Annotated in this window: 25 protein-coding genes; 8 read left to right on the top strand and 17 right to left on the bottom strand. The window is 51.0% G+C overall.

All coding sequences use genetic code 11. The annotated features are described in order from the left end of the window. Position 1: 1 nt before the first annotated feature. From BDT_RS02760 to BDT_RS02740, 5 genes are all read right to left on the bottom strand, one after another. The gene (locus BDT_RS02760; RefSeq protein ID WP_015089737.1) at positions 2–1,351 is read right to left on the bottom strand and encodes a hypothetical protein; all 1,350 of its coding nucleotides are present in this window, start codon (positions 1,349–1,351) and stop codon (positions 2–4) included. Between the two features lie 161 nt (positions 1,352–1,512). Continuing rightward, entirely contained in the window at positions 1,513–2,538 is a 1,026-nt protein-coding gene (locus BDT_RS02755) for an NAD(P)H-dependent flavin oxidoreductase (protein ID WP_015089736.1), read from the bottom strand. An 11-nt stretch (positions 2,539–2,549) separates the two neighbouring features. Further along, complete coding sequence (locus BDT_RS02750) at positions 2,550–2,789, bottom strand: DUF1653 domain-containing protein (protein WP_015089735.1); 240 nt, start codon at positions 2,787–2,789, stop codon at positions 2,550–2,552. After that, the gene (locus BDT_RS02745) at positions 2,782–3,342 is read right to left on the bottom strand and encodes an inorganic diphosphatase (RefSeq protein WP_015089734.1); all 561 of its coding nucleotides are present in this window, start codon (positions 3,340–3,342) and stop codon (positions 2,782–2,784) included. Before BDT_RS02745 ends, BDT_RS02750 begins: the two co-directional genes overlap by 8 nt. A 13-nt stretch (positions 3,343–3,355) precedes the next feature. Next, complete coding sequence (locus BDT_RS02740) at positions 3,356–3,757, bottom strand: HIT family protein (RefSeq protein ID WP_015089733.1); 402 nt, start codon at positions 3,755–3,757, stop codon at positions 3,356–3,358. 188 nt (positions 3,758–3,945) lie between these two features. Between BDT_RS02740 and BDT_RS02735 the strand changes: the two genes are divergently transcribed. Together BDT_RS02735 and BDT_RS02730 are read left to right on the top strand one after the other, a co-directional pair. Next, positions 3,946–4,620, top strand: a complete 675-nt coding sequence (locus BDT_RS02735; protein WP_015089732.1) for a response regulator transcription factor — start codon at positions 3,946–3,948, stop codon at positions 4,618–4,620. Between the two features lie 101 nt (positions 4,621–4,721). Further along, positions 4,722–6,527 carry a hypothetical protein gene (locus BDT_RS02730; protein ID WP_015089731.1) on the top strand — a complete coding sequence of 602 codons (1,806 nt, stop codon included), beginning with the start codon at positions 4,722–4,724 and terminating at the stop codon, positions 6,525–6,527. 12 nt (positions 6,528–6,539) lie between these two features. Here the strand turns inward: BDT_RS02730 and BDT_RS02725 are convergent, their stop codons facing one another. Continuing rightward, positions 6,540–8,057 (bottom strand): L,D-transpeptidase family protein, encoded by a 1,518-nt coding sequence (locus BDT_RS02725; protein ID WP_041576911.1) that lies wholly within the window; start codon positions 8,055–8,057, stop codon positions 6,540–6,542. A 245-nt stretch (positions 8,058–8,302) separates the two neighbouring features. On the opposite strand from BDT_RS02725, the gene BDT_RS02720 reads away from it, so the two are divergent. Together BDT_RS02720 and BDT_RS02715 are read left to right on the top strand one after the other, a co-directional pair. After that, positions 8,303–10,000 (top strand): hypothetical protein, encoded by a 1,698-nt coding sequence (locus BDT_RS02720; protein WP_015089729.1) that lies wholly within the window; start codon positions 8,303–8,305, stop codon positions 9,998–10,000. Between the two features lie 3 nt (positions 10,001–10,003). Then, on the top strand, positions 10,004–10,837 hold the full coding sequence (locus BDT_RS02715) for a S1 family peptidase (protein ID WP_015089728.1): 834 nt from the start codon (positions 10,004–10,006) through the stop codon (positions 10,835–10,837). A 51-nt stretch (positions 10,838–10,888) separates the two neighbouring features. Here the strand turns inward: BDT_RS02715 and BDT_RS02710 are convergent, their stop codons facing one another. The 6 genes from BDT_RS02710 to BDT_RS02685 form a co-directional block, all read right to left on the bottom strand. Continuing rightward, complete coding sequence (locus BDT_RS02710) at positions 10,889–12,028, bottom strand: citrate synthase (RefSeq protein WP_015089727.1); 1,140 nt, start codon at positions 12,026–12,028, stop codon at positions 10,889–10,891. Positions 12,029–12,202: 174 nt separating this feature from the next. Continuing rightward, complete coding sequence (locus BDT_RS02705; protein ID WP_015089726.1) at positions 12,203–13,096, bottom strand: PP2C family protein-serine/threonine phosphatase; 894 nt, start codon at positions 13,094–13,096, stop codon at positions 12,203–12,205. Between the two features lie 23 nt (positions 13,097–13,119). Continuing rightward, positions 13,120–14,289: a hypothetical protein gene (locus BDT_RS02700; RefSeq protein ID WP_235046236.1), complete on the bottom strand. Its 1,170-nt coding sequence runs from the start codon at positions 14,287–14,289 to the stop codon at positions 13,120–13,122. Further along, complete coding sequence (locus BDT_RS02695) at positions 14,267–15,031, bottom strand: class I SAM-dependent methyltransferase (RefSeq protein WP_015089724.1); 765 nt, start codon at positions 15,029–15,031, stop codon at positions 14,267–14,269. Before BDT_RS02695 ends, BDT_RS02700 begins: the two co-directional genes overlap by 23 nt. After that, positions 15,007–16,074 (bottom strand): prenyltransferase, encoded by a 1,068-nt coding sequence (locus BDT_RS02690; protein ID WP_015089723.1) that lies wholly within the window; start codon positions 16,072–16,074, stop codon positions 15,007–15,009. The genes BDT_RS02695 and BDT_RS02690 overlap by 25 nt, the downstream gene beginning before the upstream one ends. Next, on the bottom strand, positions 16,071–17,027 hold the full coding sequence (locus BDT_RS02685; RefSeq protein WP_015089722.1) for a polyprenyl synthetase family protein: 957 nt from the start codon (positions 17,025–17,027) through the stop codon (positions 16,071–16,073). The genes BDT_RS02690 and BDT_RS02685 overlap by 4 nt, the downstream gene beginning before the upstream one ends. Positions 17,028–17,119: 92 nt before the next feature. Here BDT_RS02685 and BDT_RS02680 point away from each other — a divergent pair, with 92 nt between their 5' ends. The 3 genes from BDT_RS02680 (at position 17,120) to BDT_RS02670 (ending at position 18,738) form a co-directional block, all read left to right on the top strand. Next, positions 17,120–17,548 carry an acyl-CoA thioesterase gene (locus BDT_RS02680; protein WP_015089721.1) on the top strand — a complete coding sequence of 143 codons (429 nt, stop codon included), beginning with the start codon at positions 17,120–17,122 and terminating at the stop codon, positions 17,546–17,548. A gap of 10 nt (positions 17,549–17,558) precedes the next feature. Then, positions 17,559–18,014, top strand: coding sequence for a YkgJ family cysteine cluster protein (locus BDT_RS02675; protein ID WP_011163128.1), 456 nt, complete (start codon positions 17,559–17,561; stop codon positions 18,012–18,014). 109 nt (positions 18,015–18,123) lie between these two features. Continuing rightward, positions 18,124–18,738, top strand: coding sequence for a L,D-transpeptidase family protein (locus BDT_RS02670; RefSeq protein ID WP_015089720.1), 615 nt, complete (start codon positions 18,124–18,126; stop codon positions 18,736–18,738). A gap of 129 nt (positions 18,739–18,867) precedes the next feature. Here the strand turns inward: BDT_RS02670 and BDT_RS02665 are convergent, their stop codons facing one another. Continuing rightward, positions 18,868–19,533, bottom strand: a complete 666-nt coding sequence (locus tag BDT_RS02665) for a hypothetical protein (RefSeq protein ID WP_015089719.1) — start codon at positions 19,531–19,533, stop codon at positions 18,868–18,870. Positions 19,534–19,686: 153 nt separating this feature from the next. On the opposite strand from BDT_RS02665, the gene BDT_RS02660 reads away from it, so the two are divergent. Further along, positions 19,687–21,606 (top strand): hypothetical protein, encoded by a 1,920-nt coding sequence (locus BDT_RS02660; protein ID WP_235046235.1) that lies wholly within the window; start codon positions 19,687–19,689, stop codon positions 21,604–21,606. Positions 21,607–21,609: 3 nt separating this feature from the next. Here BDT_RS02660 and BDT_RS02655 read toward each other — a convergent pair whose 3' ends face one another. Genes BDT_RS02655 through menA form a run of 4 tightly spaced genes read right to left on the bottom strand, consistent with a single transcriptional unit; the run spans position 21,610 to position 24,939 of the window. Further along, on the bottom strand, positions 21,610–21,927 hold the full coding sequence (locus BDT_RS02655) for a (2Fe-2S) ferredoxin domain-containing protein (protein WP_015089717.1): 318 nt from the start codon (positions 21,925–21,927) through the stop codon (positions 21,610–21,612). Continuing rightward, positions 21,924–23,087 (bottom strand): AMP-binding protein, encoded by a 1,164-nt coding sequence (locus BDT_RS02650; RefSeq protein ID WP_015089716.1) that lies wholly within the window; start codon positions 23,085–23,087, stop codon positions 21,924–21,926. The genes BDT_RS02655 and BDT_RS02650 overlap by 4 nt, the downstream gene beginning before the upstream one ends. After that, positions 23,063–24,055 (bottom strand): o-succinylbenzoate synthase MenC, encoded by a 993-nt coding sequence (gene menC / locus BDT_RS02645; RefSeq protein ID WP_015089715.1) that lies wholly within the window; start codon positions 24,053–24,055, stop codon positions 23,063–23,065. The genes BDT_RS02650 and menC overlap by 25 nt, the downstream gene beginning before the upstream one ends. Further along, positions 24,052–24,939: a 1,4-dihydroxy-2-naphthoate octaprenyltransferase gene (gene menA / locus BDT_RS02640; RefSeq protein ID WP_015089714.1), complete on the bottom strand. Its 888-nt coding sequence runs from the start codon at positions 24,937–24,939 to the stop codon at positions 24,052–24,054. The genes menC and menA overlap by 4 nt, the downstream gene beginning before the upstream one ends. Between the last annotated feature and the right edge of the window lie 74 nt (positions 24,940–25,013).

The following is a 25,013-nucleotide window of genomic DNA, read 5'->3' as shown; positions in this document are numbered from 1 at the left end:
ATTACTTTTCAAAAGCGGACAGATCGAAACCGAAGGCCACGTTGGCCTGGTAGGTTTCAGGCAAACCTTCCAGTTCGGTTTTGTCGCGGGCATACTGCACCTTCATGAAGGCCGCTGTATCCCACATCCACATGAAACCACCAGAACGGCGACTGACATCGTAACGTGGATTTTTAACGATGCTGCCCTGAACATCAGCAAAAGTGTTCACGTGCTCTGCTTTCAGGAAGAACACCAGGCCCGGAGTTTCCCAATCATAGGAAAGCTGCACGGATTCAAGTTTTGCCTTGTGACCCAATGGCGCAAACGCCTTTGGTTTCGCCAGACCGCCCAAAGTGGCGTTGGCCGCAGAAACTTTGTCTGAATTGTCCAAAGAACCTTCGATGTACTCAGCCGCGATACCGATGCCTTTCCATTTGTAGTTACCCATCACCGTGGTGATACGAACTTCAGCCGGAACTTTCAGTTTGTCGACCTTGTAGCGGTTGTCAGTGCTGTCACCCGCGTACTGGGCATAGGCGATGCCTGTGCCCTTGGAGATATTGCCCCACTCAAGACTGAAAACAGTCGCCAGATTGTCGGCGTTCATGCTTTCGAAGTGACGCTGGTAACCGCCCCCAACCCAGGAATAGGTACGGAAGAACTCAGAGTTCAAACCGTTCACCAATGCCGCGCGTGCCGTGAATCCGTATTTGATTTTCTGTTCAAGACCCACACCGGTTTCCGTCCAGCCCAGTGGCATCATGCGACCTTCAAGATCAGAAGCCAGGATGGTTGGATACTTGTGTGGTTTGGTCAGAACAGAACCCAAAGAGATGAACAAGGGGAACTTACCGATGCGAACTGCCGTGTCTGTTTTTTTGAAATCCTTTTTGTAGTAGATTTCATGAAGAACAACTTCACCGCCCTTTTCGATTTCCTGTTCGAATTCACCGAACTCTTCGAAGGGGTCGAATTCGATCGTCGTACCGACACCACCGTGTTCGATTTCAACTTCGAATTCAATTTTGGAGCTGTCAGTCAGTTTATATTCACCTTCAAACGCGAACTCTGCCAAATCCATGGAACGACGAACGATCGGATCAAGGTTCTGAACAGTTTTGAATGTCTCTGCTTGGCTGAAAGAGATATAACCGTAAGAAGTGAATTCAAATTGCGGGTATTCTTTTTTGACTTCAGTGACAGTCGCCACTTGAGTCAGTACCGGAGCTTCTTCCGCCTTGGTTTCAATCTTTGGCGTGTTCTCGGTGGTCGACGTGCTTTGAATCACAGTCGTGGTTGTGGTCGTGGTTTTCTCCTGTGCCTGGGCAGCAGAAGACATGGCAAAAATAAGTGCAAGGGCCCATTTCATTTATCAAGATCTCCAGTGAGGCCCGTTTGTAGGCCTGCCCCCGGAAACTGTAAAGACCCCCCACCTTATTTAGGGATAAGTGAGAAGGCCTTGAACGCCAACTGAAAACTTAATGATAAGACCACCCTAGGTGGCGGAAACTCCTGAATAATTTGAAAATTCTACCGGGTTAATGTGGCCATATATTCGGCCACAGCACAGGCCCGCAAAGCCCCCAAACCCTGACCCGCCCACAGGGACTGAAGTTCGGTATGACCACTTTCCTGAGCTTTCTTTCTAAGTGCCGCCGTCAACCAGTGTTGAATCGGATAATCGGGCGTGTCAGCTTCGTGAACCTTCATCTCGCTTGAGAATCGATTGCTCAATCCCCGGGCCCACCGTCCGCTGAAAACTTTAATCAGTTCTGTGTCCTCGGGTTTTCCTTTTAACAGAAGCTCGCGGTATTCCCGGGAAGCTCCACTTTCCTGACAAACCAGAAAAGCCGTTCCGATCTGGACCGCATTTGCTCCGCTGGAAAGCATGGTATGCATATCGGCCCTGGTCACGATGCCCCCGGCAGCGATGACCGGGATGTTCAACTTTGGCGCCATTTCCAGTACCAGTTGTTTTGCCGGCAACAACGGGAACTTTCCCTCCAGGAAAGAGCCGCGGTGTCCTCCGGCTTCAAGCCCCTGGGCAACAATGGCATCACACCCCTGCTCTTGCAGATACAAAGCTTCTTCCATACTGGTGGCAGTGCCCATGACAAAAACATTTTGCGCTTTCAGGGCCGCCATTTCAGCAGGCTTCAGGCATCCGAACGTAAAGCTGAATGCGGGGACTTTTTCTTCCAGCACAACGGAAAATTGCTTTTGAAAAAGATCCGGGTCATAGGAAAGTTCCGGCACTGAATCCATTCCCACCAGTCGGTAGTATGGTAACAGATGCTTTTTCATTCTTTCCAGCTGCGCTTGATCCATAACCGGCGATGTCGGAATAAACAGGTTTACTGCGAATGGATTTGCCGTCAGTGATTTTACTTTTTTAATAAGTGACCGCAAAGAATCCGGCGACATGTATCCGGCCCCGATAGAACCCAAGCCCCCGATATTGCTGACGGCTGAAACCAGTTCGGCTGTCGTGTACCCACCCGCCATCGGGCCTTGAATCACAGGGATACTTGTTAGCTTCCAGTGGGCTTCAGACATGATCAACCTCGTTACTTGAACAGGAATTTAAAGCGCGGCACCTTCTGCCCGTCGACTTCAACGGTTTCATTCCACATCGGTAAAGGCCGGCACCACAGACGTCCGACCGAGTTGTTGTACAAAGATTCGTAAAACACCATCTCATCCAGGCTTTCGCTGTGCCGACCCACGCCGATCACACGATACTGCTTTCCGGAATAATGCTGGTAGATGCCACCAGCAACGATGTCATGGGCGGTTTCTTTAATCATGATGACTTTCGGATTGTTTCAACAAATTGGTGCGCTCTTGTTTGTACAGATCAAAAGCCTCGTTAATGATCTTCAGGGTTTCCGGCAGATCGTGGAAGCCTTCGACTTCGACCTTTTTGTTTTCAAGACCCTTGTAGATTTCAAAGAAGTTGCGGATTTCTTTCAACTGGTGCGGAGCCAGGTCCTTGATGGAATGGATGTGCGCCATCTCGGGATCATCTTCGTGAACCGCAATGACCTTGTCGTCCATCTCGCCCTGATCCAGCATGCGCATGCAACCCACCGGACGGGCCCGCATGATACTGAGCGGATAAACTTGCGCCTGACCCAACACCAGAATGTCCAGCGGGTCATGGTCGCCACAATAAGTGCGCGGAATAAAGCCGTAGTTGGCGGGATAGTGAACCGAGCTGTAAAGCACACGGTCCACTTTCAGAAGGCCTGAAACCTTATCCAGCTCAAACTTGGTTTTGGATCCCGCGGGAATTTCAATCAGCGCGGTCACCACTTCCGGAGCTTTTTTTCCGGGACTCAAATCATGCCAGGGATTCATAGGGCCTCCGTTTTTATTTCATCGCTTCCAGGTGTTTGATGATTTCTGCCTGGATCTGCTTCATCTCAGCATCGGAACGGCGCTGAGCGCGTTTGAAATCCAGATCCGGAATAGACCATGCCGGGATCAGGTGCAGGTGATAGTGCGGAACTTCAAAGCCCGCGACAATCTGACCCACCCGCGGAGAACCAGACGCCTTCAAAATAGCTTTACCGATTTTCTGGGATACTTTGTGAAGATGAGCGTAGGTTTCTGGCGGCACTTCTGTCCAATGATTGATTTCTTCTTTGCTGATCACCAGCGTATGTCCCAAATTGACCTGATCCAGCGCCAGGAAGGACAGGATGCTGTCGTCCTCATAGATTTTGTAGCAGGGAAATTCGCCGTTGATAATTTTGGTGAAAACTGAAGCCATGAGGTCTCCTTACATTTACTGAAAAACTCTGGGAAATCATGCCTGAACCCAAAGGCTTTGACCAGCTTCAACACCCCGGGTCCCCGTTCCAAACCGGGACATTGGCCCAGCTTCCACAATTGCTCAATACTCGCCAGTAAGAATAAGACCTGAGATAACCACGTAGCCTATGGTAGGCTGGAGACTATATGAGCACTATTTTTCTGCTTGAAGATGACCCAGTAATTGGCAAAGCCGTCCAACTGCAGTTGGAACTTGAAAACTATAAAGTAGAGTGGGTGCAAACCCTTGCTGATGCCAAACGCCAAAGCGCGGAATGCAAAGCCGATTTGTTTCTGCTGGATATCAACCTTCCTGACGGCAGCGGGATGGAGTTCTGCAACTGGCTGCGCACCCAAGACCAGAAAAATCCCGTGATTTTCCTGACCGCACGCACTGACGAAGAAAGTGTTGTTCAGGGCTTTGACCAGGGTGCCAACGATTATGTTCGCAAACCTTTTAGCCAACGCGAACTGATCGCCCGCATCCGCAACCAGCTGGCTGACAACAAGGCCACTTTGGATCTGGTTCGCTTTGCCGGCCTGACTCTGATCAAAAATCAGCAGGTGCTAAAAAACGGTGAGGCGCTGATCAATCTGAATCGCCGTGAATTTGAAATTCTGACGACGTTCTTTGAACACCCGGAAACAATTGTGACCCGCGAACAGCTGATTGAACGCCTGGCTTCAGGCGAGGAAATCTATGATCGCACCGTGGATTCCCATATCAGTCACATCCGTTCCAAGCTGACCAAAAACGGTGTCACCATGGTGAAAATCAATTCCGTTTATGGCCAGGGTTATCGCCTGGAAAAAGCCGTCTAAATCCCCGCCCTCCACAGGATCTCACTTTAAACCGTGAGGTCCTAACTCCACAATCGCTCAATACTTGCCCGCTATCCTGAATGTGTAAATAAGGCGGGACCATGTTACAAAAAATTCTTCTGACAATTTTACTTCTCGGACCGGTGATGGCCACGGCACAAACTTCAATGTGGGGCACTGGAATGTACGGCGGCATGCAAAGCTGCTCAACCGGAATGCGCGCCGGCAACGGTGCCACCAGCATCGACGACGGCACCAAAGAAATTCAGGCGGAACTGCAAGAAGCCCAGCAACAGCTGAAAACCAAAAAAGCGGAAAAGAAAAAGATCGACCGCACCCTGCAACGGACCCGCACCGATGTGGAAAAATCCATTTCCAGCGACTATGCCGATTTCATCTTTGAACACATGGAAAATTCACGCCGCTGCGAAGAATACAAAGGCCTGCAGGAGCAATCCGGGGAATTTGTTGCCCAGGGTGAAGAAGGTGGCGAAGCCGCAGCACCCAACGCCGACATGATTCCAGTGTATGGTTTTTCCACCGCAGAATGGAAACAGTACTGTGACCGTGGCAAAGCGGGTTCTGTCAGCGGTTCAGTTTGCTCTAATTCAAAGTACCGTGAAACTGACGGCGGCCGTGGCAGTGATGCCACCACTTGCAAAAAAGGGCTGTCTGATTATCGCAAGCAGTATTCCCAGTCCGAAAAACTGCAACGTGAAATCGAACGCATGGAAGGCCAGATCACCAACCTGAAACAAGATCTGAAAGACGCCAAAGCCGACGCGTTGGAAGACCGCCGCAACGGCCTTGCTTCCTCGGACACCGAGGGTGGCGTTTGTGTCGAGTGTATTGCTCAAGGAAATGGATCCCAGGCCTCCGCTCCGAAAACAGATTGGGCCAATGTGATCGCCAACGTGGGCACAGGATTGTTCGCTTCGTATATGGGTTACAAACAAAACCAGATGGTGGCAGAGTACAACTCCAACGCCGGCTGGCCGACGCAGTCTTACCCGGCTTTAAGTTATGGATACCCCTATCTGATGGCGGGTCTTTACGGCGCCGTCAGCGGGGGCACCGGTCAGGGCAGCTTCGGCTGCGGCAGTGGTATGAACGGCACGGGCAACATGAATGGTGCCATGGGCATGACGGGCGCCTATGGCATGGGTGGCATGTACGGAAATGCCGGCATGGGTGGAGCTTTCGGATACCCCGCAGGCATGATGGGCAACATGATGGGTGGCGGAATGTACGCCTCGGGCATGGGCCCGTGGGGCATGAATGGGATGAATATGGGCGGCATGATGGGTGGTTATGGCAACATGATGGGATCCATGGCCGGCTACGGCTCGATGATGGGTGCTTACCCGGGATCGATGATGAGCAGTATGGTTGGTGGTCTTGTCGGCTACGGCGGCATGATGGGTAACTATGGTTCTATGATGGGCTCGATGACTGGCTACGGTTCAATGCTTGGGGGCATGGCGGGTTATGGCGGAATGATGGGAACTTACACTGGGAGCATGATGGGCTATGGCTCGATGATGGGCTCCATGATGGGTTCAATGACGGGATATGATTCTTCGTCGATGGCTTTGCAGCAGCAGATGATGCAAATGCAGATGCAACAATACCAAACAGCGATGCAGTATCAGCAGCAGTACCAGCAGCAGTACCAGCAACAGATGGTGCAGAAATATCAGACTGTTTCTTCCCTGCAGCAAGAGATGTACAATCTAATGTACCGAATTCAGCAAGTCCAGTACGGCGGCACAAGTTATCTGGGTGGCACACTCAGCTCCAGCACTTCACTGGGCCCGACTCCGATTTACTCTACCGGCACCAGTTCCCTGGCACCGGTGCCGATCATCAATTCAACTACCACCACAACGATTCCTGCCGGGCGCTAGGTTTTCAGCCAACTACCAGGCACCCAGTCTTAACAAACGGGTGCCCTGTCTGTAAGAGTCCTCGGCAAAGCGCAGAATTCCATCAGAACTCAGCTGCGATGTCAGGAACACCATATAGACCGGTATCTGCTGTTTCAGTTGAACCTTGGTGTCTTTATCCAGCACTTCCCCCGGTTTTGCCATATAGCGTTCGATCGCGGCACGGTCCCACTCGGTTCCCTTCATCAGGTATTCTGCCAGATCCACGGGTTTTTCCACCCGCACACAACCGGAACTAAGCAGTCGATGAGGCTCGGCAAACAATTCCCGCTGATTCGTATCATGCAGATAGATCGCATAGGAATTGGTCATCATGAATTTCAGTGAACCCAGCGCATTCATGCGGTGCGGGCTTTGACGGATATAAATATTGGCATCCTGAGTGGGATCCATATTGTACCAGTCAATAGTGGCCGGATCGATTCTTTGGGTGAATGACTTGTTCCAGACCTGATAATGGCGGGAATCAAAGTATTGACGAATTTCCCATGGCCACAGGTTCTTGATCTCTTCAACCTTGTCTTCGCGGAAGATCGTCGGTGGCACCACCCAGAATGGGTTGATCACAATGTAAACGATTTTGTCTTTCATGGTCGGTGATTTTCTTTCAGGCCGGCCGTTGATGGTGCGGAAGCTCATCGAATAGAAACCTCCGCCGCTTTTATCGACCAGACTGAAATAGGACATCGCCAGGTTCACAAAGATATAGCGTTCTTCCACGTATTGAGGGAACCAGCGCAGCTTTTCCATATCCAGGCGGATCTGTCGCATACGGTCCTGACAGGACACATTCAGATATTTCCAGGTTTTTCCTCCCGGAGAAATCTTGCTGTCGGGTTTAAACCGCAGGTTCCACTGAATATCATTCACCGCAGCCACCATCTGCTCATCATAAACGTTGTCAAAGCTGGCCATAGGATAGCCCAGTTGAGCGATACGGATCTTTAGTGGAATCACAATCGGGTCTTTGCCACCCAGCTTCAAAGTTTTTTTAACTTTGGGCAGTGCGGGCCAAAGATTATTCACGCAGGCATTGTTCATTTTGCGAAGGCTGTCACGCAATGCCAGATACTGGGGCATTTGTGAAGACATGGACTCCAACAGGACGTTGGGGTTTTGCCCGGCGGCAGCCAAAGCTGTCTGCAGCTCAACAGGTGTCGGGAATTTTTTCTTGGTCAGTTTCACATCCACGCCCACCAGTGCCGGATCGACGATGCCGGTGGAAACATTCTGCAACAGGCGCAAATAATTAATACTCGCCTGATTTCGCAAAGCGGGATTTAACGGATCCACCAAAAAAGTTTGCTCCATTGAATCCGACCAGTAGCTCTTCGCATTGACTCCGTGATCCCCTGACTGTGTCATCACCCAGCGCAGTTCACTTACCGGAATTCTGTCCACAACGACCAAGTAGTCCTTTGAATTCTGCGCGTTCGCACTCAAAGCAAGGCTCAGAACAGTCAAGAAACCCATGAGACGCACCAACTCCATAACCCCTCCTCATGTCTTCTTTTAAATTAATTTTGTCTCCGTTCTTGCGGCATTGTTAGGCTGGGTCTGGTCGACGGACTTGAAGATTTCCAAAACAAAACAAACTGGATGTTTTGCCACAAAAAACTGGCTCCGACTTTGCTCCTTATCATTCTCAGTAACAACATCGTTCCCCGGCTGCAATCCAATGCGAGTTCATCGCATAAAAGATCTACAGCTGTTGAACTTTTTTGGGAGGTCTCAAAATGAGATGGTCAAAATCACTTCTGACTCTGGGTTTGGTTGCCGTCAGCGTAAATCTGGCTGCATGTAAAAAGCAGTCCAACAATCCCGTGCGCACTGCCAAGGCCACCAAAACCGCAGTTCCCCTGACTGAAAAACAAAAGGCGGAAAGAGCCGCAATGACCTCAGAACAACTGTGTTATCAGGATCTGTGCGCCTCTCAGTCGACAGAGATCTCCTACGCAAATTTGATGGCGAAGGCAGCCCAACCAAGTGACACTCAGAAGGCTTATTACCAGCAACATCTGGACGGCCGCTTAAAAGAAGTGATCAATGCCAAGGTGCAACTGCACACCACCACCCTGAATCAACTGCAGGCGAAAGAATCTGAATTTGCCAATGCAGAACTGAACGAAACGCAAATGCGTTTGATCAAAGTCATCTATATCCTGAGCGGAAAAGACATTTCAGAATCTGACCGAAAAGCGATCTTTGCCAAGATTGGCGAATATGACTTTGCAAAGGCCAACGACCGGGCGCACCTGCAGGGACCTCAGGCCTATCTGTTGGCAATGCATCCGGAAAAAACTGTGATGGATGCAGCCCGTGCCGAAATCAACCTTGTCCTTGAAATGCAGGAGACTTTAAATAAGGCCATCGGCTTCCGATTTATCGACCTGGACCACGGGGTCATCGCCCGCTTGAAAGCCGGTGGCACTGCCGACGCAACTGAACTGAAGGATCTGATTCAAAGTTCTTACAGCGTGCGCTTGGTGCACACACTGACCTTGAAAGAGACGGCTATTGCCGATGCTCTGCCCCTGCAGGCCGAAACCATCCGCACCAATCTGGCGAAGTCCGATTTGAAAACCCGCCTGCAAAAGCGTCTTGCTGAAGCTCCCGGTCTGAAATCAGCCTGCGAAGTGCGCATGTACCAAGGGCTCAATCTGTATCCGGAAGTCAAAGACGTGACTGCCTTCCAGGAAAAAGTGGAAGTGGTGCGCGAACAGGTTTTGAAAAACCTGAACTCTCAGGATCCCGCATATGAAATCGTGAAAAAGATCAGCGTCTATATGCCTGAGTCCATCAATGATCTGTCCAAATCCCTGGCTCAATCACTGACCGACAGAGCCCGCACCGACAAATTGCAAGTGGAGATGCTTCTAAAAATGGACGCATCCACAACACTGATGCTGGGTGCTTTGCTGTCGCAGACCCTGGGTGAAAACGACATGCTTTGTGATGATCTGGTAAACCTGGGTATTTCTGATTTTGCCAGCCCGGGACTTATCGGTATCAAGGTCAGCTGGATGTCTGTGAAACTGCCGACTTATGGAATTTCCATTCTGGCGCACGAGTTCGCCCACCACGTGTTTGCGCATGCAAAACAGTTTGAAACCGCGAAAGCCTGCCTGACAGACAAGCAGGGATCCACCCAGTTCCTGAATGAAGATTTCTCGGACGTGCTGGCAGCTAAGGTTGTGTCACAACTGCAAAACGTTCTGCCTAAAAAACAATCGAACTATGGATGCTTCTTCGCTTCTGAAGAAAAAGATCCGTCTTTGAAAGTTCAAATTGTTGAAGGTGTCGAAGCTGTGCATTCCTCAGGTCTGTACCGCGCCTTGCAAATTGCGCAAGTTCGTAAAGAAACAATCCCAGACACTTGCAAAAAACTGGTGTCTGCGCAAAACTCCAAAGCCCTTAATTCCTGCGAGATATAATTTGTGAAGAAGTGCTTCCTGAGTTTTCTATTTTTACTGAGTGCCTGCGCGCCATCTGCACAAGAGACCGCGTTCGAGCACTCGTTGCCTGACGATGATGACTCTGCCATCGTCGGTGGCCGTCGTGTCACCAACACCGATCCCCGCGCCAACTGGGTCGTCATGATACGCGGGAGCAAAGGATCTTTTCTTTTCAAAAGCTCGGGCATCTGCACCGGCGCTTTCATTGCTGAAGATGTGATTCTGACTGCCGCCCACTGTGTGGATGAAAAAGGCGCCACTTATGATATTGCCTATGGCTTGAATCCCCTGGAGGAAAAAAGAAAAGTCCTTCGCATAGACAAAATCATCCCACACGAAAACTTTGTTCGGGACACATCGAAACTGGGAGCTGATGACATCGCCCTGATCAAGATCCGCGATCCCAAACCAACACGCCTGAAAATCCTGGGACTGCAGCCTGTAACAACTCTGGAACAACCAACCAACTATCTGGCCATCGGCTATGGCAAAACGTCTGACGGCGCCCGGGTCAAAGAACGGGGCATCCTGCATTCAACCCCGACCATCATTTCTGAGATCAATGAAACCCATCTGATCGGAAACCAGAAAAATGGCATCGGCATCTGCCAGGGTGATTCCGGCGGACCCTTGCTGAAGGCGGATGAAAACGGTGAGCCCGTGATCATCGGCATCACCCACGCCACTTTCAAATACAAAGCGGACCCGATCCCTTCGAATGACTGTTATGGCCGGGCGGCCTATGTCAACGTGGCCAATCAAATGGACTGGATCCATAAAAATCTGAAAATTCTGTCTGATCATTCCGACAAATAAAAAAAGGGAGCTTTGCAGCTCCCTTTTTCATTCGATCTTAAACCGAAATTCCTAGCGTTGGTTGGCCGGAGTCCATTTCAGACCCTCTTTGCCTGCCCATTTGCCACGAGGACGGTAGATACGGTTGTTTGCGTACTGCTCGAAAGCGTGTGCGCACCAGCCGGAAATACGGGAAGCCGCGAAGATCGGAGTGAACAAATCTGTCGGGATGCCCATAGAGAAGTATACAGTTGCAGAGTAGAAGTCCACGTTCGGCATCAAACCTTTTTCGTTGAACATGGTATCGTCGATCAAAGTGGACATTTCGTACATGTGGTGAATACCAGCATCTTTAGTCAACTTGTCGGACATGCTGCGCAGGATACGAGCGCGAGGGTCGCCGTTTTTGTAAACGCGGTGACCGATACCCATAACTTTTTCTTTTGCAGCCAAAGCGTCTTTAACGAACTGTTGGGCTTTTTCCATGTTGCCGATTTTTTGCAGCATCAGGATCACTTGTTCGTTCGCACCACCGTGCAAAGGACCTTTCAACGCGCCAATCGCAGACACGATCGCAGAGTGAAGGTCAGACAATGAAGAAGCCGTTACGCGAGTTGCGAACGCAGAGCAGTTCAGCTCGTGGTCAGCGTGAAGGATCAAGCAAGTGTCCATCACTTTTACGTGCTCAGCTTTTGGCTCAGCTCCGCCGCCCAGCATGTACATCATGTTCCAAGCCATGGATTTGTCAGTTTTAGGAGCCACAGGCTCTTTACCCTTGCGGATTGCATCGAATGCGCAAAGAAGAGTGCCCATTTTCGCTGTCAAACGAACAGACTTGCGCAAGTTTGCTTCAGCGCCGTTGTCGTTAGCATCAGAATCCCAGTGCGCCATCAAAGAAACAGCCGTACGCAACCAACCCATTGGGTGAACATTGGTAGGGATTGCTTTCAAAACTTTGATGAAATCAGGGCTCAAAGCCATTTCATTGCGAAGTTGAGTGGAGAATGCCGCCAGCTCTTGAGCATTTGGAAGTTTGTCGTTCCAAAGAAGATAAGTTACTTCCTCAAAAGTTGAATTCGCAGCAAGATCATCGATCGTGTAACCACGGAAATTTAGAGAATCACCGACGATAAAAGATACTTTCGTCGTACATGCAACAACGCCTTCCAAACCCTTGTCCAAGGCGCCTTCATAGATATTTACTTCAGCCATCGTAGTTTCCTTTCTGACTTATCAAATACTTCTTTTTTAAACATTGTAGACTTAACAGGAGTTTTCACAAGTTGTCACGCGGTTCCCGATCCTAGGTCTTACAAACCCCGCGACTGAAAACATAGTAACAATCAGTTTCTCGGAACCACCGGCATTCGGTCCAACGACCCTGCTTTACCGGCTGGCGAGCTTGATGACTCTGTCTTTAACTTCGGTGACGATCAGTGTCTGGTCCCGGACGGGATCCTGTTTACCTGAGTATCGCTCATTCGAGAGCAGAATCTCGTTGCGCAGCTCATGCACACCCTGCTTCGGGGCCCGAGAAATCGCCTCGGAAATCCCGTGTCCACCCCAGTTCACCCCCAGGGAATTTTGGGACAGCTTCAAACCTTCGGTCGCCATAATCAGACGATCCCGCGGATTGAGCTGGATCACCCGGCTTTGTGGCTCCGTGTTAAAGTCCTTGCCCAGACTTGGACCGGTCGGCAGAAGCTCCACCAGACTGTCCTGACCATAGACCTGCATGAAGCCGTCGATGTTCCCGACAGAGCAGTACTGCATTTCAAAATTGCGGCGATCCACGATCCCGTAGAACACGCTGGCTTTGTCTTCATTCTGGATGGACGGCACAACTTCCTTGGCCAGCAACGCCAGCACTTTGTGGGCCTCCAAACCGCGACGGGCCTCGATCTGCGAAGAAATTTTAATGATCACGGACAACAACACCGAAGACAGCGAGTAACCGCTGGCACTGGAAATCAGAATGCCGAACTTGAGTTTGTCTTCGTGTTCAAAGATATCGAAGTAGTCACCCCCCGAACGAGTGCCGGGAAGGAATTTGGTGCTGAACTCAAAACCCTGGACATTGGGAAGTTCAGTGGGCGAAAGAAACTTTTGCATGACCTGCGCCAGCTTCAGCTCCTGGCTGATCTGGGCAATCATCTTTTCCAGGGCGCCATTGGCCTTGGAAAGCTCAAGGCGGTAACGGTGAAGCTCTGCCTCTTTCACCGCCAGTTCATGTTCCAGTTCTGAAATTCGCTCTTTGAGTTCGTCTTGTTCTTTTGCCATGACGGCTTATATTAAATTCTTTTTCACGCCCAGTCGTGAAGGAACATATTGAGCTGTTCTTCTTCGGCCTTTAGTCGGGCTTGAATGTGCTCGGGCACCTGCCCTTCTTTCAAACTGCCCAGACCCTGCAGGTGATAGCGGATCTCGCTGTGTCGCTTGTGGACTTTTTCACGGGCCCAGGACATCACGGTGGCGGACAGAAGCTCCCAGCGTTTCCAGGTCGGACCAAAATAGCGGGACGCCTGCATTTCATCAACCTTCACGTTGCCGCCGAAATGACCCCAGATCATCTGCGCCACCCACTGCACACCCAAAATCAAAGCAAACAACAGAACAAACTGCAGGGTTTTATCCTGTGCCGCGGCTGTCCCGCTGGTGAAACCCAGATTCAGCAAAGTGCGGACTTCACCCGCGATCATCATACCCAGGAACGCCCCGCTGGCCGAAACCATCGCAAACTGAGTCCCAATGCGACGGCATTCCTGATTCAACGAGCGGCTTTGCCACCAGAAGAAAAGCATGCGACCCACACGCTCCCCCGCAACCAAGCCCAGGGCCGCGTTGAAAGAAATGGTGTTGGTCAACAGCAACCCCAAAGCCAATGCCAGGGACCAGAATTCCAGCTGCACAATCAAACTGATCAAAGCCGCCAGACAGAACAATGCAATCACCGTCGGAAAACGGCCATCCGCCAGGAAGTAAGCCAGATCACTTTGCCCCAGGGTCGTCATCAACACACTGGCATTACGAAGCATGGTTTCACCACCCACCAGGAAAAGCCCCGTTCCCAGAACCCAGCCCAGAATGTTTTTAATCTGCACGGACAAAAAAACCGTCAGCAGACCCACGCCAGCAAGCCCCAGCAGGAAGTAACCGTTAAAGCTCATGAACAACAAACCCAGAATCAACACCCACCACGCACCCAGGGTGCTAAGACACATCAGCAAAGCACTGGGACGAGTTCCCAGAACACGCAAATTTAAAAGCGCCATTCCCGAGTACAAAGACTTTTGCGGGGATGCTTCCAGCACCACCACATCCAAAGCGCGGATGAACATTTTCCCCAGAGTTGTGTCCAACCCCTTTTCCAGAAAACTTTTTTGCAGGCCAGAGAAAACCACCGCCACGTACTTTTGTGACAGATAAAGCCCCAGCATCATCATGACAAAACTACCCAACCACATAAGTATCATAGCGAACCACCTTTCCCTCGTAAGAATGACGAACACCCGGAAGCAGCTCTTCAGCCTGCATCGGACGTTTCACCACCACGCGCTTCACCGGCCACGTCAGGGCCTCTTGCAGAACCAGACTGGCGTCATCGTCGTGACCAACCAGATCACGGAAGACCACCATTTCCTGCTTGGGAAGTGCGGATTTCTTTTTGTGCGGATACATCGGATCAAAATAAATGGCGTCCACTTCAAGCAGACCCTTGTTCTGTTTTAGAAACTGCAGGCTGTCGGCAAAGTGCAGTTCATAGGATTTCAGATAGTCCTTTTTGGTGCTGGCAAAGGCTTCCTTCAAAAGAGCGTACAACACCGGAGAACGCTCCACCCCGATCACCGAGAATCCCAGCTGGGTCAAAAACACACTGTCGATACCCATACCGACAGACAGATCCAGAATTCGGCGTGCGCCTTTGGCCACGCCCAGTGCCTTGGCGATCAGTTCATTTTTGCCGCGATGACCTTTGCGCTCGTAATCCAGATGGTTTTTATCAAAATCGATTTCAAGCAGGCGCTTTTCCTGATCGCGCACATACACGCCCTCGGGCTCGACAAAGAAATGAAAGAAGTATTGTTCAGGACTTTCAGGATTCAGTGGCGCCTTTAGAAAAGACGCCCACTCGACAGCCTTGTCATGGACTTCCTGAGCGGAAGCCCGAACACAAATGCGAAGGCCGCCGTCTAGCGAAGCAGATACCAAAGACACTCAAAAACCCACATGCCAATGGCGATCAGGAACAGATAGAAACCGGCGCGGAACACCTTGCGCATCTCGCTGCCCACAGGGCTTGAGATATTTTTCAGTTTATAGATGAAGCCCACGGATGCAAATGCCAGAACCACCGTCAGATAAACGCCCCAGTAAAAACCGGCGTAATTCAGATGGTAAGTCAGATTGAAAATCAGGAACAAAATCCACCAGCCGGCAATCAGGCGACGGGCCTTATCAAAACCCAGCCAGTTCACGGTATTGGTGAAACCCGCCTGACTGCTTGGGAAGATGTTCATGAAGTTTCTAAGGTGCACTACGAACAGCACCAGCCAACCCCACACACAGCCCAGCCAGAAAGCTTCGATATCGCCAGGAACACCCATCGCGATCTGAAAGCCCACCGTCAAAAGCGGCCCCAGCATCACAAACAGAGCGAACTCGCCCCCGATACGGTACTTGAAGGAATTTTGTTTTTTAAACTGAGCCCATAATCCCACCGTCAGGCTGACAGCAAAGATCCCCGCCAGCTGCGGGAACGCAAACACCAGTGGCACCGCACACACCAGCGCAATGAAAAGGAAGAAGGACGACAGATGTTTAACCTGTGCGGCTGTGATCCAGCCATTTTGAATGGCGCGACTGCCGGAACGTTCCAGCACACGGTCAACACCCTTCATGTGGTCCATATAGTCGTTGCGCAAGTTAATGGAGATAAACGCCAGCAACACACCGATGGTCGCGATCGCGGTGGTCACCGGATCCTGCATGGTGTGATCGTCAATGTTCTTGGTCAGAATCAAAAACAGCGGCAGGAAAATCAGAAGGAACGTGCGCACCTTGTAGATCTGGGACATCTTGGCCCAGAAAGAAGGCTTGGTGATCTCGCTTAACGGAAGCACACGAAACGTCACCAGCTCGGAAGCAGAGTTGACGTTCAGGGTCTGCTGCGGCAGAGCCCGGTGAGTTTTGGAGAACGTCCCCAGCAAATAGGATTCAAACTGGGCGTCTTTTTTGGAAAGCGTGATCAGTTCACTCACGAAGGTTTCCTTCTCCAGTACAAAATCTCGGTCAGCGGGCGCAGTTGATCAATCAGCTTTTCTTCGCCCGGTTTCAACAGGGACTGCAGGCGCTCCAGATGGTGATCATACATTTTGATCAGGCCGCGGTTGATTTCATCGAATTCCGCCAGTTTCTGGTCAAAGCGCGCTTTGCCGCCGACGTTTTCGTAGTACTGCTCCAAAGTTTTGGATTTCACGATATGGTCGATTTCATGGCGAGTGGCCCCGGCACACATGAACGCCCCGAAGGAATTCAGATAACCGGATTTCAAATCACCCAGGATCGCTTTGCCTTCGTCGTTACGGATGTCGTAATCCAGAAGATCATCACTGCGCTGGAACAACTGCCCCAGCAGCGTGCCCATTTCAGAAAGAATGTTGTGCAGTTCCTCGTCGTAGCGTTCCTGCGCGATGAACGGCGCACGAATGCACCACTTAAACAGACTTGCGGTCTTCAGATTGTGAATACGATCCAGCTGTTCCATAGTGACGAAGAAATCACCCACCACAGAGTCCTGCAGCCATTCACCTTCCAAAAGATCAGAAATCACTTCCGCTGTGTACTGAACCAGCTTGATGTTCCCGTGACCGGAAAGGTTCACCATCACACGCGCCAGCAGATAGTCACCCGCCAGAACCGCGTACTCCGGCGTGTATTTCAGCCACGCAGCTGTCTTGCCACGGCGAAGATGAGAGCGGTCGATCAGATCATCATGAAGCAAAGAGGCGTTATGAATGAATTCGATTGTCTGGGACAAGAGCAGCTCAGTTTTAGGTTCAATGCCCAGGTGAGCCGACATCATGCGGATCAATTTTGCGCGGAAGCCTTTGCCGCCGGAAAACAGGTCCTCGTAAAGCTTGTTCAGCTTTGGCAGGTACGCCGGAAAATCCTTTGGATCATAGACTTTAAGATCAATGACGCTGCGTTGCAATTTTAACTCCTGAAGAGGTCGAATAGTCCCGCTAACTTCGCGATTTATCTGCTTGCTGTCAAGGGCTTCAAGGCCGTAAAGTCCGAGACATTATGAATAAAGTCTTTCGCACGAAAAAGACCATGACCTTCAGGGATGCCGACCCTGCGGGAATCATGTTTTTCGGAAATATTTTTGGTTTCGCCCACGATGCTTTTGAAGAATTCATCGTCGACGCCGGCTACACCTGGAACGAGTGGTTTTCCACCCGCGACCTGCTGATTCCCCTGCGCCACACAGAATCCAACTTTCTGGCGCCATTCATCCCCGGCGAAACCTATGACGTGAATGTGTCCGTCGCAAGTTTTGGTGAGACTTCCTTTAAAATGAAGTACGTCTTCACCCAAAAAGACAAAACCCACGCCATCGTCACCATGGTTCATTCCGTGATTGATGGAAAGACAAAACAAAAGGCGACCCTGCCGTCGCTGATGAAATCCCGTCTGGAGCCTTATCTGGAATCCACCGGTCAAGGCTGCTAGAGGAGCGCGCATGGAAGAGTTTAAATTCACAGGAAAAGAATGGTGGCGCGAAGGCGTTCGTTTTGAATGCACAGGTTCCGGCAAATGCTGCACTTCCCACGGCGAATACGGCTTTGTGTACCTGAGCCTGGAGGACCGCCAGCGTTTTGCCAAACACCTGAAAATGCGCACAGGCGATTTCACCCGCAAATATTGTGATATGACCGGCGGTATCTGGCACCTGAAAGAAGACCCGAAAAACCCGGATTGTATGTTCCTGAAAGGCAAAGGCTGCAGCGTCTATGAGGCCCGCCCGACCCAATGCCGTACCTGGCCGTTCTGGCCCGAGGTTATGAACGCCAAATCCTGGGCCAAGGACGTCAAAGCCTTCTGCCCCGGCGTGGGTAAAGGCCCTGTGATCCCGGCTGAGCGAATCGAGCAACAAATCCGCGAACAAATCAAAAGCGAACAAGGCTGGGGCAAGTAAGCTGCTTCAGTGTCAAAGTCTTAGACAGTCAGGCATTTCTTACCGTTATCCAGCAAATTCCATCATTGCAATTCTAAGAAGTGAGGTCCCTTGTGTTACAAAGGACCTCATGAAAAAACTCATCTTCCCCCTTATTGCTTTGACGCTTGTTTCCCTGCAGTCTTTCGCCGGTTCCAAAGCCACGGACCGTTCCTACAAGTACTGCGATGACATGACCCAAATCGACAAGTTGCTGGATCGCAGCCGCGAATCGGTTGAGCGTATTCAACGTGAAGGTCTGAAGATCGAACGTATTGTGGTTTCCAAAGACAAACGCCAGCTGTATCTGGTTTCCGGCGACACTTTGCTAAGAACCTACACGGTGGCATTCGGCTGGAACTTCATCGGCCACAAGCAGTTCCAGGGTGACGGCAAAACTCCCGAAGGCATCTATTCCATCGATTATAAAAACCCAAAGAGCCAGTTCACCAAGTCCCTGCATGTGGACTATCCGAACAAAGCGGATATCGCTTATGCAAAGTCCCAGGGTAAAGACCCAGGTGGCGACATCATGATTCACGGTCTGCCATCCAACCCGCAGAAATACGAGCGCATCAGCAAAATCCACCCGTATGACTGGACACTGGGTTGCATCGCCGTGACCAACGCCGAGATCGAAGAAATTTATTCCCTGGTAAAAGAAAGAACCCTGGTCGAAGTCTGTAAAATCAGCCCAACCAAATAGGACCAAGCAACTGAAGGCCGTTCAAAAAGGCACAGCTGCAAGGCGGAGGGGTCCCTTTGAAGCACAGGCGTGCTCCTAGCACGTCGGAGCGAAAAAGGTCCCCCGACAACGCAGTCAGGTGGGCCTTTTTCAACGGCCGCCCGGGCGCAACTGATACTTGCGCTGCACTCCTTGAAGACACGACAGCTTCCCGCCATCATCAAAGACCCGGTCACACATCAGAACTTCCTCGCGCACAATAAACTTGTTACGAAGCTTTCCCAGACACTGAATCTTTTCGTCATCACTAAAACGATCCGCACAGAATCCCACCGCCTCCACGGTAAATAATTCCGCGGCGGACATTTCGTTCAGACAACGACGTTTGTCTTCATCATGAAAGAAGGACTGGCACAAACGGCTTGCCGCCTGCAACCCCGGGCGAGGGTCCACTTTCAGGCGCGTGCGGTACGGAAAAGGTCTTCGGATGTCGGCAAGACAACGGGCCTTTTCATCATCAAAAGTCAAAGACTCACAAACGTCCACTTCCTCGGGACGGATATCTCGGTTCACAATACCCGCCAGACAGTTCACACGGTCGGCATCAAAATTTTGATTGCGGCAAATAGGTAAAGCCTCTTTAGTCACCCAGTTGGCACCGCTTTCCAGGCGGACGCATGGGGGGATTTCACTGTCGTCCTCGATCGCAAGGCAGAACTGCAACGCCGCCTGCAGACCCGGGATTGGATCCGGAACCGGAATCGAGTGGGCTGGAGCCGAAACCAACATCAAAACGAAAAGTACCATCTGTTTCATAGCGAGACCTCATCCCTAATATGGCCGTTTATGTGAGGGGACTCAAGGATTGTAAGCTCAGAATGATGCGGCAATCTTACATCCGACAAAAGTTGGTAAAGATTCTCAGTTTGAATCTTTAGGGGGCCACGGGACCTGTCGATGAGTAAAGTCATGATGAACGTAAGTGGCAAGAATCTCATAGTTTTTATCCTGACAGTGTTTGCACTGACTGGGTGTAAAGAGCCCGAGATGCAGCTTTCAACCCTGGGTAAGAAGCTTCCGGCTCCTTCCCTTAAAGGCGGCAGTCCGTTTGATCAGGACTTCGACAGTCAGAACTATGCACGCGTGCAGGGAAACTGCGACACGCGAGTGGGTACGATCCTGGTCAGCTTTGATAAAAGCGTGTGGCACCAACCGCCGTCTTCACCAGATTTGACCGACACCACTTTGTCTGCCGGCCTTGCCAATGATTCTGACTGCGCTGATGGCAGCTTTGATATTTACCTGACCAAGAATGATCTTCAGAATATCTGGGGGATTTCGACCGGCTCCTCCGGTAGCGATGTGGACTATATCTATATAAAAGGTTCTTCCGTGATTGGTGACACTGAAACACTGACTCTGGTGGATGGTGATGCCAACAACCCGGGAACCGGCACAAACTCGGGGGTGGCGGCATTGGTGGTTCTTGAAAAGAACTGGCCACGCGGCTTTGCGGGTTCAGACCAATGCAGCTCCTTCATGGCTTTCTTAAATACCGAAAACGGCCAGCGCGCCACCCACACGACGGATGTCAGCTTCAAGCTCAGCAAAACAGTGGCAGGTTCCACCTATTCAGGAATCACTGCCTATAAGAACTGGAGCGACTGTCACAGTGATTCCAATATCACTGACACCTTCACCATTCCGGCCGGCTCTGATTATACAGAAATCATTTATCGTTTCCCATCCACCCCGCTGGATGCTGTATTGAATTTCAAGATCATCAACACCTCAGCCCTGCGCGCAAGCACAACGGCGGCAGCAGTGACTTTGCGAAACTCCGAAGCTTCCTCCACATATCGTTGGTTGTCTCTGGAAGAGCACATGTTCCAGATCTACAAGAATATCTGTTATCCGATCCGCTTAAGATCCAATAATTTCAACAACAGTCCAGCCTACGATCAATTCGGCGGCACTCTGGATCTGGTCGCCAGTGATGCGCGCATGAAGTTCTATACCGATGCTTCCTGCGGCACTGTCACCTCCAGTTACACTTTCAGCAGCTATAATTCCCTGATTGTCGGCTATGTGAAGTTCTCTGAAGCCTCATCAACAGACACCATGGCCTCTGTAAACCTCACCATTACCGGGGCGACTGGAAACACCTATTATTACGATGCAGTCCCTCTGAATTTCCGTGTGGATCTCAGCAGCAAGTCCATCGCTGCGAAGCTCGACTTCTGGGGACCGCGTGATATCGCCAACGGCTATTGCAATGCCTATAATGTTGTGACTATGAACGCAAACGGCACCATGCTGCCAGTCAACGGGGCTTTGACGGTCAACCTGGCAACCCAGGAAAGCAATCTGGGTCAGTTCTATGCTGATGAATCCTGTGCAACACCAACAACAACTGCTGTCGTAGCCAAGAATACGGCTCTTAAGAAAGTGTATTTCCGTGCGGGAGCTGCCAATGCAGGTACTTATCACTTCAACGTGAATGCATCGGGATTGACCAACCACACGCCAATCGTGAATATTCGAACTCCGATCACGCAATTTAAAATTGTGCCTATAGATATGACTGCCGGAGCATGCAAAGCGATCTCTATTGGAGTGGCTGATGGAGCAGGGATCTTCCGTATCGCCGACCAGACCTACAGTGCACCGATTTCAATTTCCATCACACCCACACCAGGCAGCAATGTGATCTTTGCGGATCCGAGCTGCAGCGTAGCGGCTTCATCAAACTACATCACCGTGGGATCAGGCATGGGGGCGGCTGTTCTGTATATACAAACTGCCGGCCTGAACGGCAAGATGCTGGACCTCACTGTTTCCGCAGTCGCTGGAGTGTCAGGCTCCGCCTTCAACGGAACCTTCCAATAATAGCTATTTGATCTTTTCGTGCAGATGTTTCAGAAGCTTTTCGCGGTCCTTTTCCGGATGGATCGCGAAAGTTTCTGTTTCACCTTTAGTGGAAGCAAACGTCACGGCCTGAGTGTCGTCAATGCAAAGATCCAGACAACTGGTTGTCACCACACGGATCTTGGAACCGTCACCACTTTCCTTGAATGATTTTTTCAGGAACATTTTCAGATTATCAGCGCTGTTGCCTTCTTCTTCCAGCAACTTGGGACTGATGGACTTGTGGCACTTCGTGCAGATCAGAACGATGCCTTGGGACCAGGGGTTTTCTTCGCGCTTCATAGTTTTCTCCTCAGCTCCGCCCACAGGATCTTTCCCAAATCGCTGCGCGGGATTTCGTTCATATAATAAATTTTACGTGCTTTTTCAAAGGGAAGCACTTTTTCTGAATACAGCTTCAGGACTTTGTCCGTGTCGGCTTCAGATAAAAGACTGACCAGATGAATTTCAGCGCCCAGTCTGTCAGAAGGCACGTCCAACAATGTCACTTGAGTGGGCCAATGCGGATTCAAGTGCAAGGCACAGGATTCAAGCACCGAACGAAGTCTTGCCACATTGGTCGCTTCGCCACCGATCTTGACATAGTCTTTGCTGCGGCCTTCAATCAGCAGACTGTCATGCACGACCGAGCCCTTGTCTTCCGTCGTAAACCATCCGTCCGCCGTTTTTGGATCCCATACGCGCGAACCCGTTTCGGTATTCTGCGCATAACAAGTGAATAAAGATTCCGCCCATACTTCAAGATAACCGCCATCATTCTGGCGGGCCTTCGCATGAGTCAACAAACCCACGGGTGGAAACTCATCTTGTTTCAGACTGTCCAAAGACGCCGTGGCGATCTGGGAGGCGGTTTCGCTCATCCCATAACTTGGCAGCACCGGCCACCCCAGTGCGCGCGCTTTTTTGTATAGGTCCGCTTCAAAGGCTCCGCCACCAACGACGATCGCTCGCAAAGTCGCTGGCGCCTTCAAACCATGGGAAACCAGATCATAAACTTGCGTCGGCACCAAAGCCGACAAAGTGCAGCCTTCAGAAACCAGCACATCGTAAAAGTGCTGAACGTCCCAGCGCCCGTCCTTCAGGGCGTTGACGACCTTAGCGCCGCTTAGGTGCGCGCGGATTTCAATACCCAACCCACCCACATGAAAATGCGGCAGTACCTGAGTCCACACATCTTTGGCAGAACTTTGCAAATGAAGATTCACTGCCCGCGCCGACGCCATCAGGGCCTGTTTCGACAAGGCCACAAGCTTGGTCGCCGAAATGGAGTTTGCGGTGGAACCGGATGTTGCGATCCACACATGACTTTTCAGATTTTTCTCGCTCTGGCTTTTTTCCGCAAGACGGTACAAAGCCTGATAGTCCGTTTCAGGCCAGCGTGGATTCAGCAGGATTTCGTTGGATTCACAATGAAGATCTATCGGACTTTGAGCTGATACCACGTCAGGTCCTTTAGCAATTTATCAAAGCCCACGCCGGTGCCTTTGTTCTTCAAAAGATACGGTCCTTGGGTGGAAAGCTCGGCCGCAAAAGAATCCATCTGGTACAGGCGATGAGTCAGACAGCCGGATTCAAGAATCATATCCCCGTACTTGTCTTTTAATTCCATCGCCACACCCACGGCATGCACCACACCCACCGGATGATCCATATAGCTGGTCACCGCCAGTTTCAGGTTCCACTTCTGGCATTGGGCCACCGCCTTGTCGACGTCGGTCTTTGCGGGCTTAATCACGATCACATCAAAAGGCGCTGAAGCAATCTTGCCCCACGGCACTTTGTCGTACTGATTGTCCAACGCGATTTTGGCCAGCTTGCGGGCTTCACCCCAGGCGTGAAAATCAAACGGAAAGGGATCTTCAACGTATTCAATCAGCGGACGCACCGTCAGCGGCAGATTCACCATGAACTTTTCAAAAGTCTGCCAGCTTCCCAACGCATTGAAATCCAGGCGCATGCGCATGCCGGAAGCTGCGATATGGGTCAACATGTCTGCTTCTTTTTGCAGGTCACGGCCCATTTTGACTTTGACGGTGGTGTAGCCTTCGTTTTTCAGTCCATCCAAAAAACCGGGCTTCAGGTCCTGAAAGTGGGAAAGCAGATAGTTGTTTTTGACTTTTTCGCCGCCATCAAAGACGTGTTTCTTTTCTTTGCGAAGAAGCGCGTCTCGACGGGCCAGCCAGATGCTTTGCTCAATCTGTGTGGTCATGCGCCCCATACGCAGATCAGAAAGCTGTTCTTCCAGGGACAGATCCCCCAGCTCAGGCCACGGATGCAGATCCGCAAAGCCATAAAGCCCGTCATTCCACTCAACCTTCAGCAGAATCCCTTCACGCGCGGTGGCCGCTGTGGCGGCATTCAGGGACTGGACAGGCTTCAGAGTGTAGGGGCTGTAGCTGATCTTGATCAAAAGGCAAATCCAATCGCAATAAGAAGTCCAAAGAGCAGATGCAATCCCGCTGCCTGCCCCAGGAATTTATTGTATGCCGGACTTGGCTCCGTGGCGAAAACATTTTTTGTGATCTTCACTGCCAAAGGCAAAGCAAACATCGAGACAATCGCCGCGATCTTGTAACCTTCAAACCACCAGTACAGATTGAGAACAAACGGCAGGAATGCCAAGGCCGCAATTTCCCAGCGAGAGAATTTCACACCAAAACGCACCGCCAGGGTTTTTTTGTTCACCAGACGATCACCGGCATGATCGCGCAAGTTGTTGATCGCAATCAGCACTGTCGCGTGCAAACCGATCTGCAGGCCCAATACAAACGCTTCAGACAGCCATTCACCGGTATTCAGGAACACAATCCCCGTCACCGCCAACAAACCAAAGAAGATGATCACAAACAGATCGCCCAATCCAAGGTAAGCCAACGGAAATGGGCCCGCCGTATAGGAATAACCCATCAGCACCGACGCCACCCCAATGGCCACGATCACCCAGCCGCCTTTCAGCACCAGCGGGATCCCGCACATCACGGCCAAGGCGAAACAAAGCGAACCCAGCAGCATCACCTGATTGGCCGTCAAAATGCCGGCTTGGGTGATACGCTGAGGGCCGATGCGTTTTTCCGTATCCGCACCCTTTTTAAAGTCCACGGCATCGTTCACCAGATTGGTCCCGATCTGAATCAGGAAAGAAGCCATCAATGCGTAAAACAAAACCCAGCCATCCCAGGAAAGACCAATGGCCTTTACCAGAGCCGTCCCCGCCACACAGGGCACCAGGGCAGCAGTCAAAGTTTTAGGGCGAAAAGCGAGAAGAATACTTTTAATCTGGGTCGCAGAGGTCATTTTGCATCGCATTGTTAAGGGTTAAAATCCAACCTCTTTGTATCAGATTCTTTTCGCGTGACCAAAAGAATTTC

This window comes from Bdellovibrio bacteriovorus str. Tiberius, assembly GCF_000317895.1.
GTDB classification, from domain to species: domain Bacteria; phylum Bdellovibrionota; class Bdellovibrionia; order Bdellovibrionales; family Bdellovibrionaceae; genus Bdellovibrio; species Bdellovibrio bacteriovorus_F.
This window is presented reverse-complemented; position numbering and strand designations above follow the sequence as displayed.

Coding starts and splice junctions, on each gene's coding strand:
- menA (WP_015089714.1), bottom strand. CDS start 24,939: ATGACCTCTGCGACCCAGATTAAAAGTATTCTTCTCGCTTTTCGCCCT.
- BDT_RS02665 (WP_015089719.1), bottom strand. CDS start 19,533: ATGAAACAGATGGTACTTTTCGTTTTGATGTTGGTTTCGGCTCCAGCC.
- BDT_RS02705 (WP_015089726.1), bottom strand. CDS start 13,096: ATGGCAAAAGAACAAGACGAACTCAAAGAGCGAATTTCAGAACTGGAA.
- BDT_RS02660 (WP_235046235.1), top strand. CDS start 19,687: ATGATGAACGTAAGTGGCAAGAATCTCATAGTTTTTATCCTGACAGTG.
- BDT_RS02655 (WP_015089717.1), bottom strand. CDS start 21,927: ATGAAGCGCGAAGAAAACCCCTGGTCCCAAGGCATCGTTCTGATCTGC.
- BDT_RS02745 (WP_015089734.1), bottom strand. CDS start 3,342: ATGAATCCCTGGCATGATTTGAGTCCCGGAAAAAAAGCTCCGGAAGTG.
- BDT_RS02735 (WP_015089732.1), top strand. CDS start 3,946: ATGAGCACTATTTTTCTGCTTGAAGATGACCCAGTAATTGGCAAAGCC.
- BDT_RS02730 (WP_015089731.1), top strand. CDS start 4,722: ATGTTACAAAAAATTCTTCTGACAATTTTACTTCTCGGACCGGTGATG.
- BDT_RS02720 (WP_015089729.1), top strand. CDS start 8,303: ATGAGATGGTCAAAATCACTTCTGACTCTGGGTTTGGTTGCCGTCAGC.
- BDT_RS02680 (WP_015089721.1), top strand. CDS start 17,120: ATGAATAAAGTCTTTCGCACGAAAAAGACCATGACCTTCAGGGATGCC.
- BDT_RS02760 (WP_015089737.1), bottom strand. CDS start 1,351: ATGAAATGGGCCCTTGCACTTATTTTTGCCATGTCTTCTGCTGCCCAG.
- BDT_RS02675 (WP_011163128.1), top strand. CDS start 17,559: ATGGAAGAGTTTAAATTCACAGGAAAAGAATGGTGGCGCGAAGGCGTT.
- BDT_RS02740 (WP_015089733.1), bottom strand. CDS start 3,757: ATGGCTTCAGTTTTCACCAAAATTATCAACGGCGAATTTCCCTGCTAC.
- BDT_RS02700 (WP_235046236.1), bottom strand. CDS start 14,289: ATGATACTTATGTGGTTGGGTAGTTTTGTCATGATGATGCTGGGGCTT.
- BDT_RS02750 (WP_015089735.1), bottom strand. CDS start 2,789: ATGATTAAAGAAACCGCCCATGACATCGTTGCTGGTGGCATCTACCAG.
- BDT_RS02710 (WP_015089727.1), bottom strand. CDS start 12,028: ATGGCTGAAGTAAATATCTATGAAGGCGCCTTGGACAAGGGTTTGGAA.
- BDT_RS02725 (WP_041576911.1), bottom strand. CDS start 8,057: ATGGAGTTGGTGCGTCTCATGGGTTTCTTGACTGTTCTGAGCCTTGCT.
- BDT_RS02670 (WP_015089720.1), top strand. CDS start 18,124: ATGAAAAAACTCATCTTCCCCCTTATTGCTTTGACGCTTGTTTCCCTG.
- BDT_RS02755 (WP_015089736.1), bottom strand. CDS start 2,538: ATGTCTGAAGCCCACTGGAAGCTAACAAGTATCCCTGTGATTCAAGGC.